Here is a 21,957-nt window from a genome sequence, read left to right as displayed (position 1 = left end):
GTACGGGGGCGGATACGAAGGCTGCTGGTACGGCGGTGGCGCGAACTGCTGGGGTGGCACCGCCTGCTGGGGCGGAACCCCTTGGTAGGGCGGCTGCGCCGGAGGCGGGTGGGCCGGGCCCGGTGCGTACGCCTGCGGGGGCTGGGCCGGGGCACCGTACGGCGGCATGGCAGGCGGTGCATCCGGAGCCTGGTACGCGGGCGGCACCTGGTGCGGCTGGCCGGGGGGAGGGTAGCCGTGGGGGAAGTCGCCCTGGGGCGGATGGCCGGGGCCGACCGGCCGGCCCGGTTGGTGCGGATCGACAGGATGGGTCACGTAAGAGGTCCGCCCTGGGAAGGAAGTGGGCCGAAAAGGCAGCCACATGTGGACAGTGGAGAAATGACCGTCCCGAGGGCGGCAGCACGTACGCCTCTGGTGATGTGAACTCGCCCCCGTGACCGCCGAAGCGGCAGCCAGTCATTGATTCGCAGCCGAAACATGCTGCACGAATTCGCCCCCCGAGTCCAGTTGGAACCACCGGTAACGAAGTCACAGTTGCAAGGCTTGGCCTGGGACCTGACCGGCTCTAGGGTATAGGTGCAAGATCGACAACGGGGGAGACGTTGCGAACCGCACTGCTTGCGCACGATTCTGGTCAAGTCAGCGATGACGTCCATTTCTTCACGTCGGCGGACATCTCCGGCAACTGGGGTGGCTTGCCCGTTTGCCGGAGTGAAGTCAGTGAACGGGCCGCTTCCTGCGCCGCCTTGCAGCGTCACGACAAAGGGCCTGACCGTCCACATCCTGTGAGCCCGGCCCGGTATCGCGGACGCGCGGGCCAGTCGTATCCGGTCGAGACACAACGGCCGCGGCTGCGCGCCGATCAGCGAGTGAGAGCGGTCCGTACCCCATGAACACCGCGCCGTACGGCGGCACATGGCAGCGCTTCCTCGACATGGACGCCTGCCTGCTGCGAGAGGTCCCTCGCCAACGCCTCACGGACGACCGGCCCCACGGGCCCGGCGACGACCTGCACGCCCAGCGGCTCGCCGCCCTGGTCTCCGCGCATCACGCTCGGCGCTCCGACGACCCTACGGGCGGAGCGGTGTTCGTGGGGTGGGCGCGCCGCGCGGCGGACCGGCCCATCGACGTGATGGTCGGAGGGAGCGCTCTGCTCGGCGGTCGTACCGACGCCGACGGCGGCAGCACTCTGCTGCGACTGCCCGCCGGCGCACGCGGACTGGCCCAGCCGACGGGAACCGCGGCATCCCTGTTCGCCGGCTTGCCGCACTGGAGCGCCGTCGCGGGTGTGACCGACGGGCTGCTCGTCGACGCGGAACCGAACACCGGGGGGAGCGGCGCCGCACGGCAGCGGCCCAGCCTGGAGGACTGCCTCCTGGCGGTGTGGCAGGAGCCCTTCGCCTGGATCGTGTTCGCCGAACCGGTGCCCGCCGACGAACTCGACGACCTCACCGGCGACATCGCCGACGAACAGCGCCGCGCGATGTCCAAGGCGGACGGCTCGCCCGAGTACGCCATCGCGGCCGCCCGGTTGGAGCGACGGCACAAGGACCTGGCCAAGGCGTCGGCCACCGGGCTGTGGCGGATACGCCTGCTGGCGGGCGGCCGTACGCCGGAGGAGGCGGCCCGTGTCGCCGCGCTCGTCTGCGCTTCGGCGGACCTGGAGGGGCTGCCCTACGCACTCCGGCCGACCGGGCGGGTCGGGGACCTGCCCACGGCGCTCGGCGGCGCTCTCCCCGCCCCCGAGGAGTACCCCTTCCACGCCGGATCCGACCTGCTGGCAGCTCTGGCCCGGCCACCCGCGCAGGAGATACCGGGCGTACGGTTCGCGCTGCGCCCGGAGTTCGACGTCACCCCGGAGGCCACCGGCCGTCCGGCCACGGCCGACACCCCGTCTCCGGTCCGGCTCGGTTCGGTGCTCGACCGCAACCGCAGTCCCGTGGGTGACCTGGAACTGACCCGCTCCACCCTCAACCGCCACACCTTCGTGTGCGGAGCGACGGGCGGCGGCAAGTCGCAGACCGTGCGCGGCCTGCTGGAGGCGGCGACCCATGCGGGCATCCCGTGGCTGGTGGTGGAGCCGGCCAAGGCCGAGTACCGGTTCATGTCGGCACGGCTCGGCGACACGAGCGAGGTCGTCGTCATCAAACCCGGCGACCCCGACGCCCTCCCGGCCGGCCTGAATCCCCTGGAGCCCTCGGCGTTCGCGAACGGCGAGCGCTTCCCCCTTCAGACGCACCTCGACATGGTGCGCGCCCTGTTCCTGGCCTCCTTCGACCCGCAGGAACCGTTCCCCCAGGTGCTGAGTGCCGCGCTGACCCGCTGCTACGAGGACCTCGGCTGGGACCTCACCCTCGGCGAACCGCTCGTGCCCGGCACCGAGCCCCGCTACCCCACCCTCGAGGACCTGGAGCACACGGCCCTGAAGGTCGTGACCGACATCGGCTACGGCAAAGAGGTCGCCGACAACGTCCAGGGCTTCATCAAGATCCGCCTGGCCAGTCTGAGGCTCGGCACGACGGGACGTTTCCTGGAGGGGGGCCGCCCGCTCGACTTCGGTGAACTCCTGCGCCGCAACGTCGTCTTCGAGATCGAGGACGTCGGCGACGACAAGGACAAGGCGTTCCTGATGGGCACGATCCTCATCCGGCTCGTCGAGTACCTGCGCATGGAACAGCGCGTGACCCGTCGACTGTCGTTCCCCTTGCGGCACTTGAGCGTCTTCGAGGAGGCGCACCGGCTGCTCCGCCGCTCGGAGGAGGGCGGCGCGAGCGCCCACGCGGTGGAGATGTTCGCCGGTCTGCTGGCCGAGATCCGGGCGTACGGCGAGGGCCTGGTCATCGCCGACCAGATCCCCTCCAAGCTCCTCCCGGACGTCATCAAGAACACCGCCGCCAAGGTGGTCCACCGCCTCCCCGCCCAGGACGACCGCGAGGCGGTCGGCGCGACCATGAACATCACGGCGGCCCAGTCCGAGTACCTGGTCACCCTGCGGCCGGGCGAGGCGGCCGTCTTCACGGACGGTATGGATTACCCGCTGCTGGTCCGCATGCGGGACGGGACGGATCGTGAGGACGCGGGGGCGATCCGGCCGGCGTCGGCGGTCGTCCTGACGGGCGAGCGTAGCCGCGCGTGCGACCCCTGCTGCACGCCTGAGCCGTGCACCCTCCGCGACCTGCGCAGGGCGCAGCGGTTGATGGACCAGCCGGAACTCCGGATCGCGTTGTGGGCGGAGATGGCGGTGGCGGCACATTTGTTGGGGTGGAGTACGCCGTTGCCGGGGGAGGCGATGCGAGAGGCCTTCGCCCCGTACCTGGCCACCGACCATGACCGCCGTCTGCTGAGCTGCGCGATCGGTCAGGCGGTCGACCGCGCGGTCCGCAGCCGCGTCGGCGCGCCCACGGCCCCGGAGGCGCTGGCCGAGCATGTGGCCGCGATGATGCGTGGCCAACTCGGCGGGGAGGATCCGTGCCCGGTGGGTGAGCCCCGGTTCAGGGCGCGGAAGGGGACGAAGACGCGGCTCTACTATCACGGTCGCCACGCGCCGTCAGTGGTCGAACAGATCGTCGGGTGTGTGGATCCCTCGGAGGAGTGGGGCAAAGAGTTCGGACGTGCCCTGTCCTGCTTCGAGCGGACGACCAGAAGGCCCCGGGCCGCGGTGGGAGGACAGGAGCGACGTGACTGAACTCCGGGACGGAGAACGGACGCCGGATGGCACCACGAGCGAGGTGGACAGGGCATCTGCATGGCGAGCGGACACGGATGCGGAGCCGAAGGAGCCGGACGACGTAGGGGACTCGTACACGCCGACCGAGAACGACCACTGGAGCGACGGCGAGACAACTGAGCCCGCGGAGCCGGAGGACATCGACACCACGGACCCGTCGGCCGAAGACGCGGGCGAGCCGAGCGAGCCTGTGGGTCCGGATACGACGACCGTTTCGGCGTCGGACGACGACCCTCTGTTGCGGGGTGAGTTCCTGGACCGGGTGAAGAGCGTGTTCGGCGGCAGCGGTGCCGATCGGGTGCGGGAAATCACGGACACCGTGGACACGCCGGAGTTCCAGTCGCCCGGAAAATCGTATCCTCCGGACCGCTACGGCACACCGCTGGACCGTCCCGACGGGACCCGGACACCCCTCTTTGATGGAGTGCCTACCCGGGAACAGACCAAGCAGGGCGAGCTCGGGGACTGTGGTGTCATCGCCACGATGGGAGCCGTTGCGGCGCATCGACCCGAGGACATCCAGGCGGCCGTCCGGGAGAACGAGGACGGCACCTACGAGGTCAGGTTGCATGCGGCCAAGTCCACGGGCGCGGGTGGGTACGAGCCGACCGGCCACATCATCAAGTTGACGGTGACGCCTGATCTCCCTGTTCACGACGAGCTGCCTGATCTGCCGGCCTTCGCGGATTCGGTGGGGACCGGCGCGGCCTGGGCGCCCGTTCTGGAAAAGGCAATCGCGGGGCTCGACCAGGTATGGACCGAGGACCGGGCCGACTCGTGGAAAACCGTACACAACTGCAAGGGGGAAATGCCCACCGGGTACGTACGGTTGGACGACGGGACGAAATCCGGTGATCGCGCCGAACTGATGGTGCAACTGACTGGCGTTCCCGCCGAGACGTGGCCGCTGCCAACCGGCTACAACTTCGAAGGACATGCCCCGAAGCGGCAGGTTCTGGACCATTTCGTGGAAAAGTTGAGCAACGACTGTCCGATCGTCGTCGGTACACGTAAGACGAGGGTGGACGAGCAGCCGCCGCCGAAGGACCTCGTCGCGGGGCATGCGTATGAGGTGACCGAGGTGGATGACAAGGGTTTCATTCATCTGCGTAACCCGTACAACAGGCAGGATCCCCTTCCGGTGACATTCGAAGAATTTCGCAAGCACTTTCTCCCGAACTACACCACTTTGGAACCGAAATGACGACTCAGGAAATCGCACTCGCGCCCAACACGCAAGCGAACAGGCCTTTTGGAAGTTTCAGTGTCATCCATGTCCATGCGCCTCAGGGGCAGGCCACGACAGTGCGGATCTCTGTGACATCGGCAGGAGAAGAGGCGCGCTACTCGCTGACAGTGGGCGATGTCTTCCCCGTCCAGGACCAGCAGTGGAAGCTCGACCGCATCGAGGACCTCCACTCCCCGAGCGGCGACTGGACGGTCGTTCTCTCCCGGGTGGAGTGAGGTCCCAGTGGGTGAGCTGTACGCGGCGGATGAGGTGCGCGACGCCGCACTTGCCCCCGAGGCGCTGACGGTCCCTGCGCCAGCGGAGCTTATGGATATGGGGGCGGAGCCCGAAGAGCCTGTGGAGTTCGAGGCGACCGAAGAGGGTGGACTGCCTGAGACTCCCGAAGAGCCCGAGGATGTCGAGGCGACGGACGCAGCCTATGGCGACGGTGATGCGACGTCTGAGAGTGAGCCGATCGAGCCCGCGGCACCCACTGACGGTGATGACCCGCCGTCCCTCCGCGCCGACGGAGAGCTTGAAGGCGCATTTCTGGGCGATGTCTGGGGGAAAATTCGGGACACGGTGTTCGATCGGAAGGCCGTCGATCAGTCGGAGGACCTGTACGCGACGGTCGACCGGCCGGCGTTCGACGAAAAGTGGGTGGAAGGGATCGGTGTCGGGCTCGTCGAATACGGCGAGCCGCTCGAACGCCCCGACGGAGATCGTGTCCCGCTCTTCGACGGGCCGCCGCGTCGTGACCAGACCGAACAGGGGAGCCTCGGCGACTGTGGTGTGATCGCGGCACTCGGTGCGGTGGCAGGGCACCGTCCGGACGACATCGCCAACTGCGTTCGGGAGAACGGTGACGGCACGTACGAGGTCACCCTCCATCAGGTGCAGAGCCGATCCGGCGACGGCTGGCAGCACTACGAGGCCACCGGCGGAAAGACGGTGCTCACCGTGACACCGGACCTGCCCGTACCGACCTTCACTCCCGAGGAGCCCGCTTACGCGTCGACGGGAGGGGGCGAGATGGCATGGGTGGCCGTCATGGAGAAAGCCTTGGCGGGCGTCGATCAGACGTGGGGAGACAAGAATCCCGACGCGGCCGAAGGGTATCGCCGTCTCGACTTCGGTTCAGACCCCGACAATCGGGCGGAAATACTTGCCCAGCTTACCGGTCTTCCGGCTTACTCGAAGAACTTTCCCGAGGATCACGACGCACAGGGGCGAAGCCCTGACCGTCAACTCCTGGATACGCTGTGCGAGAAACTTGACAACGGGTTTCCGGTGCTGATCGGAACGAATCCAGACGATCCCAAGGCTGAGCCGCTTGCCAAGGATCTCATTCCTTCTCATGTCTATGAGGTCATCGCGGTGGATGACCGGGATGAGATACATTTGCGCAACCCTCACAATGTCGATCATCCGGAGCCGTTGACGGTCGAAGAATTCAGAAGCAATGTCAAGAACCGCTACACCACGCTGGGGTGATTGTCGAGTGAGTGTCATGTTCAATGAAATCGGACTTCGTCATGCGGTTCCTGAGCGCAGAAACGGTGTGCGTTTCATTTTGCGTTATGTGAAAGCTCCGGACGATGGGCCGATGACTATTTCGCTGACTGTGGTTGCGGATGAGGAGGCGAAGTACGTGCTTGCGGTCGGAGAGACGTTCTCGGTCCGAGATGAGACATGGGTCGTGGCCCGTGTGGACCCTACGAGCGACGATGTGCGGGCGGTTCTTCGTCTGGTGGAGTAGTCACCACAGGGATGGGCGACAGGGGTCGCCGTCAGGGTCGTGAGGCTGTTGCCGCGGCTGTGCCTCCCTCTGCGGCGGGGTGGCGCTCCCGGGCACTCCCGTTTCCGTCTGCGCGGCCGTTTCCCGTGCCATGTCCGGGCGGCGTCAGCGCTCCGGGATGGTCGACCTCCGTTTACGACGCTCTCGTCGCCCGCCTGGACCGCTGACACTGCCCATGCCCCTGTCCCTGCGCGCGCAGGGGGCTGCGGCGGGCGACCGGTGCGAAGTGGGGGGTCCCGGTCTCGGCGGGGAGGGCTCGGGTGCCCATCTCGGTCGATCAGCTGCTTCGCGTCGAAGGAGAGGGAATCCATCGACGCCACCGTGCCGTTGTGGCCCACCGCCATGGACCGGCAACGGTGCCTGCGGCAGCTGAGCGCCATGTCGAGGGGCCGTCAGGACCGCGCCCTGGGAGCGGCGTCACCAGTACCGGGGCGTCGTGTCGCGCCACACCGGCGACCCGCTGCCGCTGCGCAGCCAGATCTCGCCGTCGTCGGTATACCCCTCATAGCGAAGACGGCCGTGGAATGCGTGGTTCGCGCCGACCGACCTGGCCACGTCCCGCAGTCGGCGGTCGACCTCAGCACGCGTGACATCCTGGTCGTTCACCCGGAGATATCTGATGGTCCGCGGACGGCCCTGGTCGTCGGTGCCCGCATCCTCGTCCGGGACGAACTCCCAAGCCGGCTGACGGGCCGTCGCCGGGGGCTCCAGGTCGTCCGCCTCATGGGGCGTGGTGGCGAGCTTGTTCCAGAACGCATCCTGGTCGGCCAGGCCCCACAACTGTGCCAGCGGGACTGGCGGGTGCAGCTCGATCGTCCCCCAGACGCTGTATTCGAGGCTTGCTTCTTCGTTCCCCACGGGTCCCCTCTGTGGGATCGCCTGCGGCCGCAGGCGTCCTATCCCTCTGCTGTCGGGATGACGAAGCTTTCGCCGCTCCGCGCTCAACATCGCCATGATGCTGAAGGCGGACGGCCCCGCCCGAAGGCTGCGAAGGGACGCCGCGCCGGTACTGCAGCTCTTGAGCCGCCTGCGGAACAGAGTCTCCAACTTCTCCAGGCCGCGGGCGGTTGGGTTGGGCAGGTCTGCGATGGTCGTCCGGAGTCCGCCGGACCTCAGTCCAGCTGTTCCGTCGTCCCGTCCGGGTGGATCAGGAGGCGGATCGCGCCGCCGTAGCGGTTGTCGGTGATGGTGGCCGGGGTGGGGGCGCCGAGTTGTTGGGCGCGTTGTTGGAGGATCGACAGGACGACGTCCTGGATGTCGCCGTAGGGCGGGGCGGTGACCGGGACGCCGTCGATGAGGCCGGCGTTGGGGGAGAAGACGTGGACCTGGGCATCGGACGCGGCCGAAGGGGCCGGGCCCTGGGGCGGGAACGGTTCGGTCATCGGGGGCTGGGGTTCCTTCCGGCTCGCTCGGCTCAGGCGCTCTTCGCCTCTCCCCGCTCGGGGAGGAGGGCGTCGTCGACGTCCTGGACGTCCTCGATGTTCACGACGTCCAGGACGCGAGCGTACGTGCCGCGCGAGAGGCGTTGCAGGCGGCCCGACTTGACCAGCGCGGACAGGACGTTGCTGATGGTCTTCGACGGGTCGCCGTAGACGCCCGAGGGCAGGGCGCGCAGGACGTCGCGGGCGGAGAAGGCGCCGGGGAAGCCGGCGACGGCCTTCTCGACGGCCGCGCGGATGCTGGGCGTGGAGGGGGCGCGGCGGGTCTGCCCCGCTCCTGTCCCCGAGCCCGGTGCCGTGCCTGTGGAGAGGGGTCCGGCGTGCAGGGCACGGGCCGCGGGGTGGGCCGTGGGCGTGACCGGGCGCGGGAGGCCGTCGTGGATCTCGCGGACGGCCGTGCGGATGGTCTCGAGGCGGGCGTCACCGGTGTCGTCCGAGGCGGCGGCCAGCATGGTGGCGACCTTCTCTATGTTCGCGAGCGTGGCGGCGAGTTCGCGCAGCAGCGGTTCCAGGAAGTCGCGGCGGAGCGCGGCCACCGGGTCGGTGGTGGCCAGTTCGACGGAGACGGAGCCCGTGAGGGGGCGGCGGGGAGGGAGAGGTGCCCCGTCGGCGTCCGAGGGGGCTGCGGGGTTGTCGGGGAGCAGCGACTCGACCGCCTCCCGTACGGCCGGCAGGTCCCGCGGGGCCTCGGTGGCCGGGTCGGCGCCGCCGGGCATGCACGCCAGCATGGTGACGAGCTGTTCGAGGCTGGTGAGCGCGGGCAGGGCGGAGCGCACCAGCGGGCCGAGCACGGCCTGCCGTACGGCCAGGGCGGGATCCTCGTACGAGAAGGTGATCCGTTGCCCGGCCTCGGCCGCTGCCATGGGTTCCTCGCTCCTGCCGTTCGACGGTCCGGACGTGTGCGACGGCCCGCCAGGAGGGGGCGTCTGTCTGTGGTTTGGCTGTGTGGTGATGTGCGATTGCAACAGCGATGTCAACGCGGTGCGCGGCGGGCGTTCCCTCAACAGGCTTTGGTCGTGGGTCAGTTGACCCTGCAGCTGGTCGAACGCGTCGAGTATCCGCTCCAGTTCGGGAAGGTCCGGAGCGGTCGGGCGGCGGGTTCCGGAGTGGGTCGCCGAGGACTCGTCGGCGCGGGACCTGAGCCGGGTGAGGCGCCGGGGGAGCGAGCCGGAGTCGAAGCGGACCGCGGCGTGGGCCGGCAGGTCGCCGTTCTCGTCGCCGAGGCCGAGCATGCGGCGCAGCGCGCGCCGGTCCTCCCGCGTGGTGGCCGCCGTGTAGCCGTACGGCTCGGCGTACGCGACGGCGTCCTGCAGACATTCCGCCCAGAGCGGGCAGGAGGCGCACAGGTCGCGGGCGGTGCGGAGGAGGACGAGGTGCTGGCGGCGCTGATCGGGTGGGATGCCGGGTGCCGCCGTCATCGGGGTGTCCGGGCCGTGGAGGCCGTGCGGGTCCTCCGAGTTGTCCAGCAGCGGGTGTTGGAAGACGTCCGGCCGACGCCGACAGGGCAGAGCCGCGTCGGGTATGTGGGCCTCCCGTGCGACCGCCTTGCGGGCGGGTCGCGCGGGCAGCCTGGCCAGCGTCGTATGGCTCGCCATACGCATGAGTAATAGCCCCCGTGGTGATCCGTGATCGCGGGGGACTCTAGAACACATTGTCAAACTGTTGCAACGCATGTGCAAAGTGCTGGCCTGAAACGAACAGTGCCGCGACGAACCGTTCACAAGAGCCTCAACTGTCCGCCGTTTTCCGGGCGTCACGAGGACGCGGCCGACGTATCGCCTGGCCCAGCCTTCTGACCCGGGCCGCCATGGCCTTCGCGGATGCGCCGCGCACGGCGAGCACCCCGAGCACGCCCACGAAACCGATGGGCACCCCCGCCTCTGGCGCGAACATGCCGACGACGGAGCCGATGGCCAAGATCACATCGGCGAGCACGACCGTGACACCGCGTCGGCCCGGGTGTTCCTTCACCATCCAGGCGCCGAGCAGGGCCATGCCGGTCAGGGCCCAGTAACCGAACGCGGCGGTTCCGGTGACGGCCGCGCTCGTGGTCATTCGGGCCGCTTCACCCACCGCAGAGAAGTAGCCGGTGAAGGCGGTGGTGAGGATCGTCGAGGCGAGGGCGAGGAGGAGTTGGGTGCGGCGGCGGAGGAGCCAGATCAATCCCGCGAGCAGCAGGACCACGCCGACCATCACGAACGCGGCGCCGCTTTGGGAGGCAATCGCGAAGAGGGTGTAGGCGGCGGCCAGGCCGAAGACGATGCGGGGGAGCATGCGTACGGCCCAGGGGTCGGTCTTGTCCTGGCGGAGAAGGCGGGTGAGACGGGACGGCGCGGTGCTGCCGGTTCCGGTCGGGGTGCCGGTGCCGGTGCGGGTGCCTGAAGCGGCGGCGGTGGTGCTCGAAGCGTCGGGCGTGGTGCGCGGGGCGCGGCTCATGGAGTGGTCACTCTCCCGTGGCTGTGCGGTGCGCCCTCCCGGACACCCGCCCACACCGGGGGCCGGTCCACACCGGAGAGCCGCTCCGTGTTCCCGGCCAGCTGGTCAGGATCGCGCTCGGCGGTCGGGGCGGGCATGGGGCGGCTCCTCGGTGTGTGACGGGTTCAGGTGGGCGGCCGCGGCCGGCTAGACGCGACCACTCGGCCCACGAGGGTCCCGTGGGGCAGGCGTCGGCGGCAGGGGCGGGGTTGGATCGGCCGGAGTGGTCCGCGGAGACGCCGTCGTGGGCTGTGGCCTCGGCGTGGCGGGCGTGGGCGCGGGGCTCGGAGTGGGGGTCGTGGGTGCGGGGCTCGGCGTGGGCGTGGGCGACGGCTGCGGGGTCCGCGTGCCGCTCGAACCGCTGACGCGTCCGCTGCGCCTGGGGCTGGCGGGATCCTGCCCCTCCGGCTCCTGGTCCGGCTCCGACTGGGACGACGGAGTGTTGTCGCCGTTGTTCGCCGCGCGGGCCGCTGCCCTGTCCGCACGGGCGACGCGCGCGTCCTCCTTCGCCCAGTAGGCGGACTGGTTCTGCTCGCGCTTGGACTGGCCGAGCCAGCCCTTCTCCTGCATCTTGCCGCGGTATTTGCCCTTGAAGAGGCGTTGGTCCACGGCCCAGGCCGTACCCCGTGCGACGCTGCCGCCCGCACGGACGGTGGTACCCGCGACACGGCCGCTCGTGCGGGCCGTGGAGGCCGCGAGGCCGGGAGCCATGGCGGTTGCCTTGCTCGCCGCGTCCGCGACACCGAGGGCGTCCTCCGCCCCCGCGACCTGCGGCGAGAACTTTCCGGAGAGCAGGTTCTTCAGCAGCATGATGACGGAGATGGTGACCAGCAGCAGCATCAGAAGCTGCATGCCCAGCGGAACCGGCAGCGGCAGGATCAGCTGGTAGAAGAGCAGCAGGATGGTCAGGATCACGCCGAAGCCGGCACGCAGCACGAAGCTGTGCACGAACGTCTGCCACCAGCCCCTGAGGAGCTTCTGCTGGGTCGGGTGGATCGAGATGATCGCGACCAGTGGCAGCAAGATGATCATGATGAGGGTGACCGAGTGCCACAGCAGGGTCAGCGCGCTGAGCACGACCACCATGATGCCGACGATCATGGAGGCGACGAGTGCATAGATCCCCATGGTGATGCGGTTGCCGGGCTTGTCTCCGCTCCACTGTTCGTAGAAGCGGGAATTATGCTCCCTGGCGATGTAGTTGCGCAGTTCTCCGTACTGGTTCTCCTTGTCCTTCATGACACCGCCGTCCGTGTCCGACTTTTTGTAGTAGTCGAAATTGGTGATCGACTGCGCCATGACCTGCCTGACCCGCAGATCGGTGCACCGCTTCCCGTTCGCTGCTCCGAAGTCGCATGCGGCAGTGCCCGTGTACTCGATGCGCTTCTTGCCCGGATCGCCGAACTGGCCGATGGCCCATGGGCGGAACGCCAGGGTGTCGTACATGGCGCAGCTGGATATCCGCATGCCGCGCTGCGGGGCGTTGGCGGCCAGGTCGCAGGGCGGTTCGATGTCGTCCACCGCGCCGCCCAGCACTGCCTCGGTCAGTGCGGCGTTTCCTTGGGCGATTCCGGAGTCCGCGGTCTCGACCACGCGCGTGTAGTTGTTGTCGACCAGGAACGCCGACACCGCGATCACCACGAACGCGGCCCAGCCCACTCCGGCCCAGACCTCGCGCACGTCGCCCTTGCGCCACTTGCCGAACACCCAGAGCCCGGTGAGCAGGATCATGGTGGGTACGGCCAGTTTGAACACGTTGTCGTTCAGACGGTCGACGACGCTGTTGTCGCCCTCGACGGTGCCCTCGTACAGTGCGGCCAGCGGGCTCGGGTTGGAGGAGATTTCCTTGATGCTGATCGAGCCGCGGGTGATGAACTTGCTGAGGTCGAACACCATCTGGGCGATGGAGTTGTAGATCTCGTTCTGGATGCTGCACTCGTCGTCGTCGGCCGCCTCCCCGGCCGCCGCTCCATTGTCGGTCTGCTTTGCCTGGTTCTGGCTCTGCTGAGTCGCCGCCCAGTTGAGGCCTCGCAGCGCGCCGAGTTCGTAGACCGTGTAGTCCGACGGCGAGCCTGACAGGCGCGTGGCCCCGGAGACCAGCTCACGTTTGCTGTCCCACTGCTTCACCGCAGGGAAGATGTTCTCTGCGGCACCAGGATTGTCAGCCATCTGGTTGATGCTCTGAGCCGTCCAGTCACAGGTGTCGAAGAGGGCCTTGGCCGACTGTGGTGCGGAGAGCGAGAGTGCGATCACCCCGAACACGACGAAGAGCGCGGCGCGTGCCGCGACTCCCGTAGTAACGAGCGTCTCGCGTAGGGAGCGCCTCGACCGGCACCGTGCTGGGCGGTCGGCGCGAGGCCGGCGGAGGGGCAGCATGGGAAGTCCTTCGGGACGGATCAGTCGGTGAAGTAGTCGGTCAGGAGACAGCCGTCGGCCTCTGCCGGCTCCTGCTTGTAGCCGCCGGGGATCTTGGCTTGCGCGTCGCAGACCAGGTTCACGAGGCCGGACCCCTCCAGTGCCTGGGTCGCCTCGTCGTCATACGGCTTCACCGCGAAGTCCTTGCCGATCAGGATGCCGCTATAGCCCTCCGCCTGCATGGTGGCTTGGAATTGCTTCATGCTCGAGACGAGGACCAGGGTGTTGGGGTGACCGGAGGTGTCCCTGCAGACACCGCGTTCCTTGATCGACCAGGCAGATGGGTCGGATATGGAATCACCCCAGGCGGGAAACTTGTCCGCCTGAGAAGAGTTGTCCCACTCTGCTCCAGTCTGCAGATCTGAGCAGCCGACGTACGGACTGAGGAAAGCCTCGATGGACGCCATGTCCGAAGCCGAAGGCAGTCCGCCGCCCTTCTCCTCACCTCCCGCCTCCTCGCCCGGCTTGCTCGCCTCGGTGCTTGTCTTCTCGGAGGGCCGGCTCTTGTCGTCGCCACCGCACGCCGCGACAGACGTGGACATGAGCAGGAGGGCGCCGACGGTGAGTGCTCGTTTGATTCGCATGGTCCTTCTTCGGCTGTGGGGCTTCGAGTGGGGGGAGCGGCGGCTCGGACGGGCGGAGGTCACACGGTGGCCGTCTCCGGGGCCGTCGTCTCCGGGGCCGTGGGGCGGGCCGGGTCCTCCGTCATCTCCTGGAGGAACGTCCAGTCCCACACGCTCAGCGGTGGGTTGACCCCCTGACGGGCCGGGCGGGTCGTGCCGTTGGTGTCCGTGGCCGCGAGGATCTCCTTGAAGACCAGGTCGACGGCGACCGTGCCGACGCGCTTGTCGGCGTCGCGCTGCAGGCAGACACCGGTACGGAGTTCCTGGAGGGCCGCGATGACCTTCGCGTCGTTCTCGGGGCGGCCGAGGAGGGGGGCCACCAGGGACGCCTCCTGCGCGGACTTCTGCTTGAAGGCGAAGACCGTGTGGATCTGGTTGGCGCCACCGCTGCGGGCCTCGGAGTCCTCGATCTGGACGAGGTCGATGGCCTGCTGCGTGATCAGCACGGTGACCGCCAGGTAGGAGCGGCCCTGCTTCAGGGCGCGGCGCATCAGGTCGCGGCCCGACTCCGTGGCCGTGACGACGTACGCCTCGTCCACGAACAGCGCCTTCGGGCGCAGGCCGATCTCGCCCGTGACCGGGTTCTTCTCGTAGCCGACGTCGAGCATCTGGCTGCCCAGCTCCACGACCGCCATCAGGGCCGTCGCCGCGAGCCGCTCCGCCGGGTTCCAGCTGCGCGGGTCGGAGGCGGCGGGGGACTGGAAGCCGCGGAGGGTGATGACCGTCCGGCGCTTGCGCATCGCGGACAGCGGCTGCGGGCGCTCGGCGAAGGCGAGCCGGGCGTAGGGGAGCGTGCGCAGCTCGGTGAGGAGCATCTGCGCCAGCTTCAGGTCCTTCGCCGCCTCCCGGTCGTTCGTCGCGATGGCGTGGTCGTACGCCGCCACGACCTCGTCGACGACCTGCCACAGCGTCGGGCGCGGCACCTGCTGGTCGGCGTCGCGGGCGGTCAGGCCCTGGTCGACGGCCTGCCGGATCGCGGAGTTGTAGCGGCCGATGACCGTGGCCATCGCCTCGATGACGGGGAGCCGTACGCGCTGGTAGTCCTCGTCGCCGAGGAAGCCGCGCAGCATGGACTCCGCGAGGAGACGGCCCGCCGGGACGTCACGGGCGATGACCCAGGGGTCCAGGACGCCGGCCTGGCCCTTGAGGAGGTCGACGACCTCCGTCTCCGCCCAGAACTCCGGGTTCACCGGCTGGAACTTGCTCTGCGCGGTGCCCAGCAGGCCCGTCTCGGCGTCGTTCGCGAACTCCGGGTCGTTCACCTGGGAGCCGAAGGCGAGGTAGTAGCAGAGCTGGGCGAAGTCGGTCTTGGGGTCGATGACCAGGCAGCGGACGCCCGACTCCGACTCCTCGTAGAACTTCTGCAGGGCCAGGGAGGACTTGCCACCGCCGGACGCGCCGACGATGGCGAGACCGCCGCCGTCGTTGCGGGCCGGGCCGACGTGCAGCGAGTAGTGGACCGGCATCTTGCCCGCCCAGCCGACCAGGTTGCCGACCCAGCCGAGGCGCTTGCCGGAGCGCTGCTCGGGGTTGTCGCCCAACTCCGTCCCCGCGGTGGGCAGTCCGGCCCCCAGCTGCTCGACCTCCTGGAGCCGGAGGTACGGAGCGATGGGGAGCTTCGGCGCGTCACCCGGGAGCTGGGACTGGAGCAGACGCCACTGCTGGCGGGTCGGGCGGAGCAGCGTGACCTTCAGGTCCTGCTTGAACTGCATCTCCAGGACCCGGCGGCGGCGCTCCAGCTCCTTGACGTCCGGGGCGGAGATCGTGAAACGGATCTGCGCCTCCATCCCCGGCATCTTGTGCTCCTCGATGTCGTCGACGAGCTCCTGGGCACGGGTGACCTGGGTGGCCAGCTTGGTGTCGGGGCTACGGCCGGAGTTGGCCATGTCGTTCATCTCGTCGACGAGGTTGCCGCGGATCTTGTCGGCGCGGTCCTTGAACTTCAGGTACGGGATGAGCGTGAACCGCATGTCGATCTCGACCGGGAAGTCCACGTGCTGCGCGGCGTACCGGGCCCAGGCCGTCGACTGCCGGAAGCGGGTCTCCGCGGGCCAGTTGGCGGCGACCAGCGTCGTGGTGTAGCTGGTCTGCTGTTCGCCGGTGATCTCGTCGTACTGGTTCAGGACGATGTGCGTCTTGCGGTTCTCACCGGAGAAGTCGACGACGAGGTCGAAGGCGTTGGGACCCCACGCGCGCGAGCCGAGCACCGGCTCCGGCGGCACCGGCAGGTCGCCGTGGAGGGGCTTGCGGATCAGCCAGACGAGCTCTTCGCGGGTGAGGGGGGTGCCACGGAGGTTCTCCAGACTCTCGTGGACCTCCGAGGCGACCTGCGTCCACTCCGCGACCACGGACGGGGACAGGTACTCGTCCGAGACTCCGGTCGCGGCGGCGGCGACCTGGTCTGCGGCTCCGCTCACGCCCTTGAGCAGGCCGGGGTCGTCGTGCGGCTCGTCGTCCTGCGACAGCACACCCGTCCCGCCGCCGGCGCGCTTCACCGAACCCAGCTTCACCAGCAGGATGTTGCGCTCCCGCTTGGCGCCGATGCGCTCCTGGTACTCGGCCTTGCGCAGGTTGTACGCCTTGTAGTTGTCGGTCGGGTCCCAGGCGATCGCGTTGAGGTCCTCCGCCCAGGTCAGCGCGGTGATCGGCTGGTACACCTTGCGGTAGTGGCACTCGACATTGCGGTCACCGCGGGCGAGGTTGAGCAGACCGCGGGGCGGACCCTCGGCCATCGCCTGCAGTTCGACGGCGTTCAGGTACTCGTCGATGGCGGTGGGCAGGACGAGACCCGTCCACACCGAGTCGCCGTGGACGAAGATCATGTCGTCGGCGTAGCGGTACGGGAGGCGGAGGTCCTCGCGGCGCGCGGAGGCCGAGGAGCCGGAGGACCTGGAGCGGGAGGAGGACGAGCTTCTGCCGCCTCCGCCCTGGCCCTGCTTCTTGCCCGACGAGGCGGCCATGATCATGGCGACCACGAAGAAGGCGGCCGCCCCGCCCAGAAGGATCATCATGAACATGGAGGAGTCACCTGCGGTAGATCGAGGTCGGTTTGGCGGTGGGTCGGAGATGGCTCGGTCGAGTGCGATCGTGGTGCGGTGGGGCTCAGCGGTGTGCGGCGAACGCGGTGCCGCGTTCTGCGGCCACCCGCCGCGCGGCGTCGTAGCGCGCCTGCCAGCGTGGTGAACCGGGGGTCCAGAGGATGACCTGCCAGTGCAGTTCCTCCGGTTCCTGGTCGGCGGAGAGCCCCTGGAGCCGCTTGGGCTGGAACCACCAGTCGGTCCACACCACGAGCTGCTGGCTCAGGGTGAGCGCCGAGGGGAGGGGCCGCCCCCAGACGAAGTAGACGGCGAACGGCGGTCCGAAGTAGAGGATCGACGTCCACATCGACATACCGAGGAACGGCAGGAACGCGGACAGGGTGAACAGCGCGATGAGCCAGACCAGGCCGAAGCCGAAGGCCGCGCCCAGCGCGGGCAGCAGCAGGCCGGGCAGCGGGATGTTGCCCCAGTTCCAGATCCGCTTGGGACGGTTGACCAGATCGGTGTGGTCGTACGCGACCAGCGGCTCCGGTGCTTCCTGGGCCATCGCGGCTGACTCCCCTCGTTCCTAAGGCGACTGACGCCGACTGACGGCGGTCCGACGCTGACTGAAGGCGGCTGACGGTTCGTGACGATCCGTCGACGTCAGTTGCCCTGGCCGCCCTCGCCGCCGCCGATCTGGCTGCCGAGGTCGATCAGCACACCGGCGAGGCCGCTGGCACCGCCGATGATCAGGGCGGCCAGCGCGATCATGCCGAAGCCCTGGAAGGCCTCGCGCATGCCGTCACCGCGCTTCATCGACAGGAGCATGCGGATGCCGAGGACGAGGAGGGCGATGACGGCGACCATCGTGCCGGCGTTGGTGAGGATGTCCTGGATCTCTCCGAACATCGAATCCAGGGTGGCTGCCAGGTACACGGGTGGTTCCTCTCGATCAGGTGGTGAAAAGCGTGGTGAAGAGGGGGACGTGGTCCCGCTCAGGACTTGTCGGACTGCTTGTCCTTCGAGGACTGGGGGGACTTGGAGGCGGACGGTGACTGCGACGGGGACACGGCGCTTTCCTCGTCGGGCGCCGCGTCCTCGTCCGTGGCGTTCTCCTCGTCGGGCTCTGCGGTCTCCTCGTCGACGTCGGCGCGGCCGCCCTCCGCGTCCAGCACACCGCCGCGGACGTCCTTGATGAACCAGCCCTGGGCCGTGCTCACCACGGTCATCCGGTATGAGCGGTTCACGGCCCCGCCGGCCGGGTCGGTCCAGGAGACGACCACCCGGAGCTGTACGGCCTGGCCGTCGGCGTAGGTGTACGGGTCGGTGCCCTGGACGTTCTTCGGCACCAGTGCGTCGACTTCGCTGACGGTGGGGTCGGACAGCTCGCCGGAGAGCCCGGTGGTCGCGGCCTGGGTGGCGTCGGACGTGGTGAAACGGGCCATCGCCGTGGTGTCGGACGCGCCCCACGCCTCGAAGTAGCCGGGCAGCACCTGCTCCCGCAACTGGTCGGACAGGGTGTCGTCCACGACCTCGGCGTCCTGGTCGACCGGCGGCACGTCCGCGCGCGGCGGCAGCGGCATCTGGCCGACGTCACCCGCGACGCGCATGCCCTCGCCGGTGGCGAGGTCCTTCACATAGACGGGCACGGTCAGCGTGGTCAGCTCGCCGCCCTCGCTGCGGACCTGGACACCCAGGTAGCGGCCGTGGTCGCCGTACTCGGGCAGCGTCTCGGCGGTGCCGTCCCAGGTGGCGGCGACGGCCTTGCTCGTTCCCTTGCCGTCCCAGCCGCACTCGCCGTCGACGCCGGAGGAGGTGTAGCGGGCGAGGTCGTCACGGCGCGTGGACGCGGTCTCCGGGGAGTACGTCATGCACAGCAGCGCGTACTGCTCCGCGAAGGTCGCCGCCTGCCGGGTCGGGAACTCGCTGAGGCGGTACTTGGCCGCGTCGGCGGGGTCGAGCCCGGCGGTCGCGGGTGTCGAGGACTTGCCGATCACCAGCCCCATCACACCGCACGAGCCCAGCGCGAACACACAGGTGGTGATCAGCAGGGTGGCCCGCAGGGCGACATGCGTACCACGGCCACCGGCGGGGACGCGGCCACCGGGCTTGGGGACGGCGAAGTCGCGGGAGGGAGCGGCCTTGGCGGAAGCGGAGGGGGTGGCGGCGGAGGGTGCGGCGGCGGTCCCGCTCGCGCCGGCGGCGCCGGTCCTGAGAGTGAGCGTGGCGTTGGCCGGGATGTGCGCCTGGTGCGTGGTCGCGGGACCGGCGGCGTGGGGGGCGGCCGGGGAGCCGACGGCCGCGGGGGCGGCCGCGGCGGCCGAAGCCGAGGCGGGGGCCGACGCCGGACCACCCTTCTTGCGCTGCTCCTTCGCCGCCTTCTTCTGCTCGTAGGCGGCCTTGCGGGCCGCCCGCTCGCGCTCCCGCTTCTCCTTCTTCGACTCGCTCGCGGGACGCGTCTCGCGCGGTGGCAGCGCCGGTACGGAGGCCTGCCCGGCCTGGGGTGTGTTGCGCACCCAGGCGGCGGCGACCTGCGCGCGGGCCGCGTCGGAGGGAAGCTGCTGCGGCTGGGGCTGGGAGGCGTGGGGAGCCGCAGGCTGCGCCTGGTGCGGTGCCGGCGCGTTCTGGCCCTGGCCCTGCGCCTGCCACGCCTGCTGGTGCGGCTGCTGAGGGTGCTGCGGCTGTGGCTGCTGTTGGGCCTGTTGGGGAGGACCGAAGGACCCGGGCTGCCCGGAAGGCTGGCCTCCGCCGACCGCGCCAGCAGGGCTGTTGTGGTCTGTCATCGAGTCGGTTACTCCAGCGAGTCGGTTCCCCGTCCGCCTGGGCGGGTCACGACCGCACCGCACGACGGGCCCTGGCCCAGCCAGGTGCGCAGGCAGTGTGACAAAGACCCGTCACCGGACCGCCGCCGCTTTCCTCGTCGGGAGAGTGCGGATTCCCGCTGGGAAGGTCTTCGGGAAACCGGCCGGGAAAAGTGTCAGGGACACGGCGGGAAAGTGGGCTCGCTGTCCTGACCCGCCTTGGGCCCACAATGCGCGGGGCACGTCTGCCGTACGCACGACGCTCCGGAACCCCCGCATCCGACACATCCCGCATCCGACACCCCCTGCACCCGACGGACCCGGCGAAGGACGAGAGTTGACCGACCACAACGGGCACCCGCAGCAGCAGCCGCAGCCCGACCCGCGCGCCTGGGGCGTTCCCCAGCAGACCGCACCGGTCGATCCGGCGCCGCCCGCGCAGCAGACGTCCCCGGTCCAGCCCACCCCACCGGCGCAGCAGGCGCCCGCTCCGGCACCCGCGCCCGCCCCGGCTCCCGCACCAGCCCCGGCTCCCGCATCAGCCGTCGTACCGGCGCCGCAGGCCCCACCGACTTCCCAGGCCCCCCAGGCCGCCCAGGCCCCTCAGGTCTTCCAGGCCGACCACGCCTGGGTCGACGGCTATGAGCCCGGCAACCCCTGGCAGGCGCGGCTGTGCATGGAGACGCCGTACGGCACCTTCACCTATCCCCTCACCCCGCACACCATCCCCGAACTCCTTGAGCAGATGGTCCTGGTGGCCCAGGAGCAGCAGGGGCTGCCGGTCGGCTTCGACGCCGACACCGAGTCCGGGGCGCCCCCGGAGGACGGCGAGGGCATCGACGAGGACCAGCAGGGCCAGGCACCCGGTCTGCACGGTGGCCGCGCCGCCCGGCTGACCGGCTGGGCCCTCGTCCACGACCTGTGGGAGCGCGAGGACCCGAGGGCGCGGATCGTGATGGGCGCCGTGGTCGTGGTGCTTCTGCTCCTCGGCATCGTCCTGACCTGATCCCTCCACCGTCCCCCGGCCACGAACGGCAGCCCGCAGGAGCGGAACGATGAGCGGTACCGCAGCATCCTCCGAACAGCCGGAGTTCTACTTCGCGGACGTCTACGCGTTCGTCTCCGACTACCTCGCCCAGATGGTCCGCCGCCGGGTCAACGGCGCGTCGGCGACCTGGTGCCCCCGGTGGTGGGAGCACCCCGAGGCCGGTGCCCGTCTCTCCGCGCTCTGGCTGGCCTGGGAACACCTGCGCCAGGACCCGGCGCTCGGCATGTCGACGTGGTGGCTGCACCATGCCGACCCCCATCTGAGGGTGTTGATGGACGCCGACTCGGGCCCGTTCGCCGCGTGTTCGCCCAAGGACGGGCACACGGCCTACCCCTTCGACCCGCTGCCGGTGGACGCGCGCCCGGAGTGAGCGGGGCGGACCGGGCGCGGCACCGACGTGGCCGAAGCGGGGTCGAAGCGCGGTCGAAGCAGGGGCGAGCTTGTGGGCCGACACGCGTACCGTCGGCTCCCGACCCTGTGTCCGGGGTCCGTCCAGGCGGTGACGCGAGGCGGCCCGGCCCGGCGGGAGCGTTCCGCCCTCCGCGCCCGGATGTCCCGCTCTTTCCCGACCGTGCCTCGCGCTTTCCCCGCCGGGAATCCCTCCGGCTCCCCGCCCCACACCTCGCCCTACCGTGTCCCGGTCACCCGTCGACCGCCGTACCGGCTCAGCACAAGGGAGGCGCGGGAGCGTGGAGTTGCCTGAGGAGAACAAGCGCACGGGGCTGTTGGCCCTGGGGGTGCTCGGCGTTCTCCTGATCGCCGTCCTGACCGTGTTCACCGTCTTCGACGGAGACGACGGGAGCGAGGAGGACGGTGGCTCGGCGGCACCCACCGCCACCGCCGGCCAGGGCGGGACGGGATCGGGCGGGCAGGACACCTCCGACTCCGGCGAGGACACGACGGACGGAGGCCGCGACGCGGCGACCGTTCCGATCGTCTCGGTCGCCGAGGCCGCCGAGGCCCACGGGATCATGACGCGGTACATGGCCGGCATCAACACCTACGACCACACGGCCAAGTCGGCCACCTGGCGGGCCCCGCTCCTCGAACTCACCCTGAACGACGAGCGGATGAAGGAGCTGACGGCGCTGCCCACCGGCAAGGCGTGGGCCACCTGCCAGGCCGAACAGTGCGCATCCAAGGGGACCGCCGTCGTGGAGCGCGACGCGGTGATCTCGGACGATCTGGTGCGCGGCAGCGGCCGTTCCATCTCCAGCCTGGTCGAGGTGAAGGCCACACGTACCGAGGGCGGCGAGACCACCACCGAGTCCAACCAGTGGCTGGTGAGCGTCCAGGAGGTCAACGGCAAGTGGGTCGTCTCCGGCTTCGACATCTTCGGACTCGGTGACGTGGGCGCCTCCGACGACTCGGGGGCGTGACGGG

At 69.6% G+C, this 21,957-nt stretch carries 19 protein-coding genes; 8 read left to right on the top strand and 11 right to left on the bottom strand.

The genetic code is table 11. The features are described 5' to 3' along the window. Nucleotides 1-889: 889 nt before the first annotated feature. Genes RM704_RS37695 through RM704_RS37675 form a run of 5 tightly spaced genes read left to right on the top strand, consistent with a single transcriptional unit; the run spans nt 890 to nt 6,714 of the window. Nucleotides 890-3,685, top strand: a complete 2,796-nt coding sequence (locus RM704_RS37695; RefSeq protein ID WP_033524494.1) for an ATP-binding protein — start codon at nt 890-892, stop codon at nt 3,683-3,685. Then, entirely contained in the window at nt 3,678-4,931 is a 1,254-nt protein-coding gene (locus tag RM704_RS37690) for a C2 family cysteine protease (protein ID WP_033524495.1), read from the top strand. The genes RM704_RS37695 and RM704_RS37690 overlap by 8 nt, the downstream gene beginning before the upstream one ends. Further along, on the top strand, nt 4,928-5,191 hold the full coding sequence (locus tag RM704_RS37685) for a DUF6406 domain-containing protein (protein ID WP_311592386.1): 264 nt from the start codon (nt 4,928-4,930) through the stop codon (nt 5,189-5,191). Before RM704_RS37690 ends, RM704_RS37685 begins: the two co-directional genes overlap by 4 nt. A gap of 7 nt (nt 5,192-5,198) precedes the next feature. Then, nucleotides 5,199-6,449, top strand: coding sequence for a C2 family cysteine protease (locus RM704_RS37680; RefSeq protein WP_033524496.1), 1,251 nt, complete (start codon nt 5,199-5,201; stop codon nt 6,447-6,449). Between the two features lie 16 nt (nt 6,450-6,465). Next, nucleotides 6,466-6,714 carry a DUF6406 domain-containing protein gene (locus tag RM704_RS37675; RefSeq protein ID WP_157856628.1) on the top strand — a complete coding sequence of 83 codons (249 nt, stop codon included), beginning with the start codon at nt 6,466-6,468 and terminating at the stop codon, nt 6,712-6,714. A 456-nt stretch (nt 6,715-7,170) separates the two neighbouring features. Here the strand turns inward: RM704_RS37675 and RM704_RS37670 are convergent, their stop codons facing one another. The 11 genes from RM704_RS37670 to RM704_RS37620 all read right to left on the bottom strand — a co-directional run bounded on the left by RM704_RS37670 (nt 7,171) and on the right by RM704_RS37620 (nt 19,508). Beyond that, a complete protein-coding gene (locus RM704_RS37670; RefSeq protein ID WP_157856629.1) occupies nt 7,171-7,611 on the bottom strand; it encodes a hypothetical protein in 441 nt (146 codons plus the stop codon). 254 nt (nt 7,612-7,865) lie between these two features. Continuing rightward, a complete protein-coding gene (locus RM704_RS37665; RefSeq protein ID WP_033524497.1) occupies nt 7,866-8,135 on the bottom strand; it encodes a hypothetical protein in 270 nt (89 codons plus the stop codon). 32 nt (nt 8,136-8,167) lie between these two features. Further along, a complete protein-coding gene (locus RM704_RS37660) occupies nt 8,168-9,787 on the bottom strand; it encodes a WhiB family transcriptional regulator (RefSeq protein WP_033524498.1) in 1,620 nt (539 codons plus the stop codon). A 133-nt stretch (nt 9,788-9,920) separates the two neighbouring features. Continuing rightward, on the bottom strand, nt 9,921-10,628 hold the full coding sequence (locus RM704_RS37655) for a hypothetical protein (protein WP_078936872.1): 708 nt from the start codon (nt 10,626-10,628) through the stop codon (nt 9,921-9,923). Beyond that, entirely contained in the window at nt 10,625-10,765 is a 141-nt protein-coding gene (locus RM704_RS37650) for a hypothetical protein (RefSeq protein ID WP_157856630.1), read from the bottom strand. Before RM704_RS37650 ends, RM704_RS37655 begins: the two co-directional genes overlap by 4 nt. Before the next feature lie 49 nt (nt 10,766-10,814). Further along, nucleotides 10,815-12,836: a hypothetical protein gene (locus RM704_RS37645; protein WP_192829516.1), complete on the bottom strand. Its 2,022-nt coding sequence runs from the start codon at nt 12,834-12,836 to the stop codon at nt 10,815-10,817. A gap of 227 nt (nt 12,837-13,063) precedes the next feature. After that, nucleotides 13,064-13,624: a hypothetical protein gene (locus RM704_RS37640; protein WP_052145776.1), complete on the bottom strand. Its 561-nt coding sequence runs from the start codon at nt 13,622-13,624 to the stop codon at nt 13,064-13,066. A 101-nt stretch (nt 13,625-13,725) separates the two neighbouring features. Continuing rightward, a complete protein-coding gene (locus RM704_RS37635; protein ID WP_033524500.1) occupies nt 13,726-16,722 on the bottom strand; it encodes an ATP-binding protein in 2,997 nt (998 codons plus the stop codon). 85 nt (nt 16,723-16,807) lie between these two features. Next, complete coding sequence (locus RM704_RS37630) at nt 16,808-17,290, bottom strand: hypothetical protein (protein WP_033524501.1); 483 nt, start codon at nt 17,288-17,290, stop codon at nt 16,808-16,810. Between the two features lie 98 nt (nt 17,291-17,388). Beyond that, the gene (locus RM704_RS37625; RefSeq protein ID WP_033524502.1) at nt 17,389-17,661 is read right to left on the bottom strand and encodes a TrbC/VirB2 family protein; all 273 of its coding nucleotides are present in this window, start codon (nt 17,659-17,661) and stop codon (nt 17,389-17,391) included. 59 nt (nt 17,662-17,720) lie between these two features. Further along, complete coding sequence (locus tag RM704_RS37620; protein ID WP_078936873.1) at nt 17,721-19,508, bottom strand: conjugal transfer protein; 1,788 nt, start codon at nt 19,506-19,508, stop codon at nt 17,721-17,723. Nucleotides 19,509-19,863: 355 nt separating this feature from the next. Between RM704_RS37620 and RM704_RS37615 the strand changes: the two genes are divergently transcribed. The 3 genes from RM704_RS37615 to RM704_RS37605 all read left to right on the top strand — a co-directional run bounded on the left by RM704_RS37615 (nt 19,864) and on the right by RM704_RS37605 (nt 21,953). Then, on the top strand, nt 19,864-20,532 hold the full coding sequence (locus tag RM704_RS37615) for a hypothetical protein (protein ID WP_033524503.1): 669 nt from the start codon (nt 19,864-19,866) through the stop codon (nt 20,530-20,532). 49 nt (nt 20,533-20,581) lie between these two features. After that, nucleotides 20,582-20,944, top strand: a complete 363-nt coding sequence (locus tag RM704_RS37610; protein ID WP_033524504.1) for a DUF4913 domain-containing protein — start codon at nt 20,582-20,584, stop codon at nt 20,942-20,944. A 319-nt stretch (nt 20,945-21,263) separates the two neighbouring features. After that, nucleotides 21,264-21,953, top strand: coding sequence for a hypothetical protein (locus tag RM704_RS37605; RefSeq protein ID WP_033524505.1), 690 nt, complete (start codon nt 21,264-21,266; stop codon nt 21,951-21,953). The last annotated feature ends 4 nt before the right edge of the window (nt 21,954-21,957 follow it).

The sequence above is a fragment of the Streptomyces gottesmaniae genome, from assembly GCF_031845845.1.
GTDB lineage: Bacteria > Actinomycetota > Actinomycetes > Streptomycetales > Streptomycetaceae > Streptomyces > Streptomyces akebiae.
Note: the sequence above shows the minus strand (reverse complement) of the source record. Positions and strands in the feature narration are given on the sequence as shown.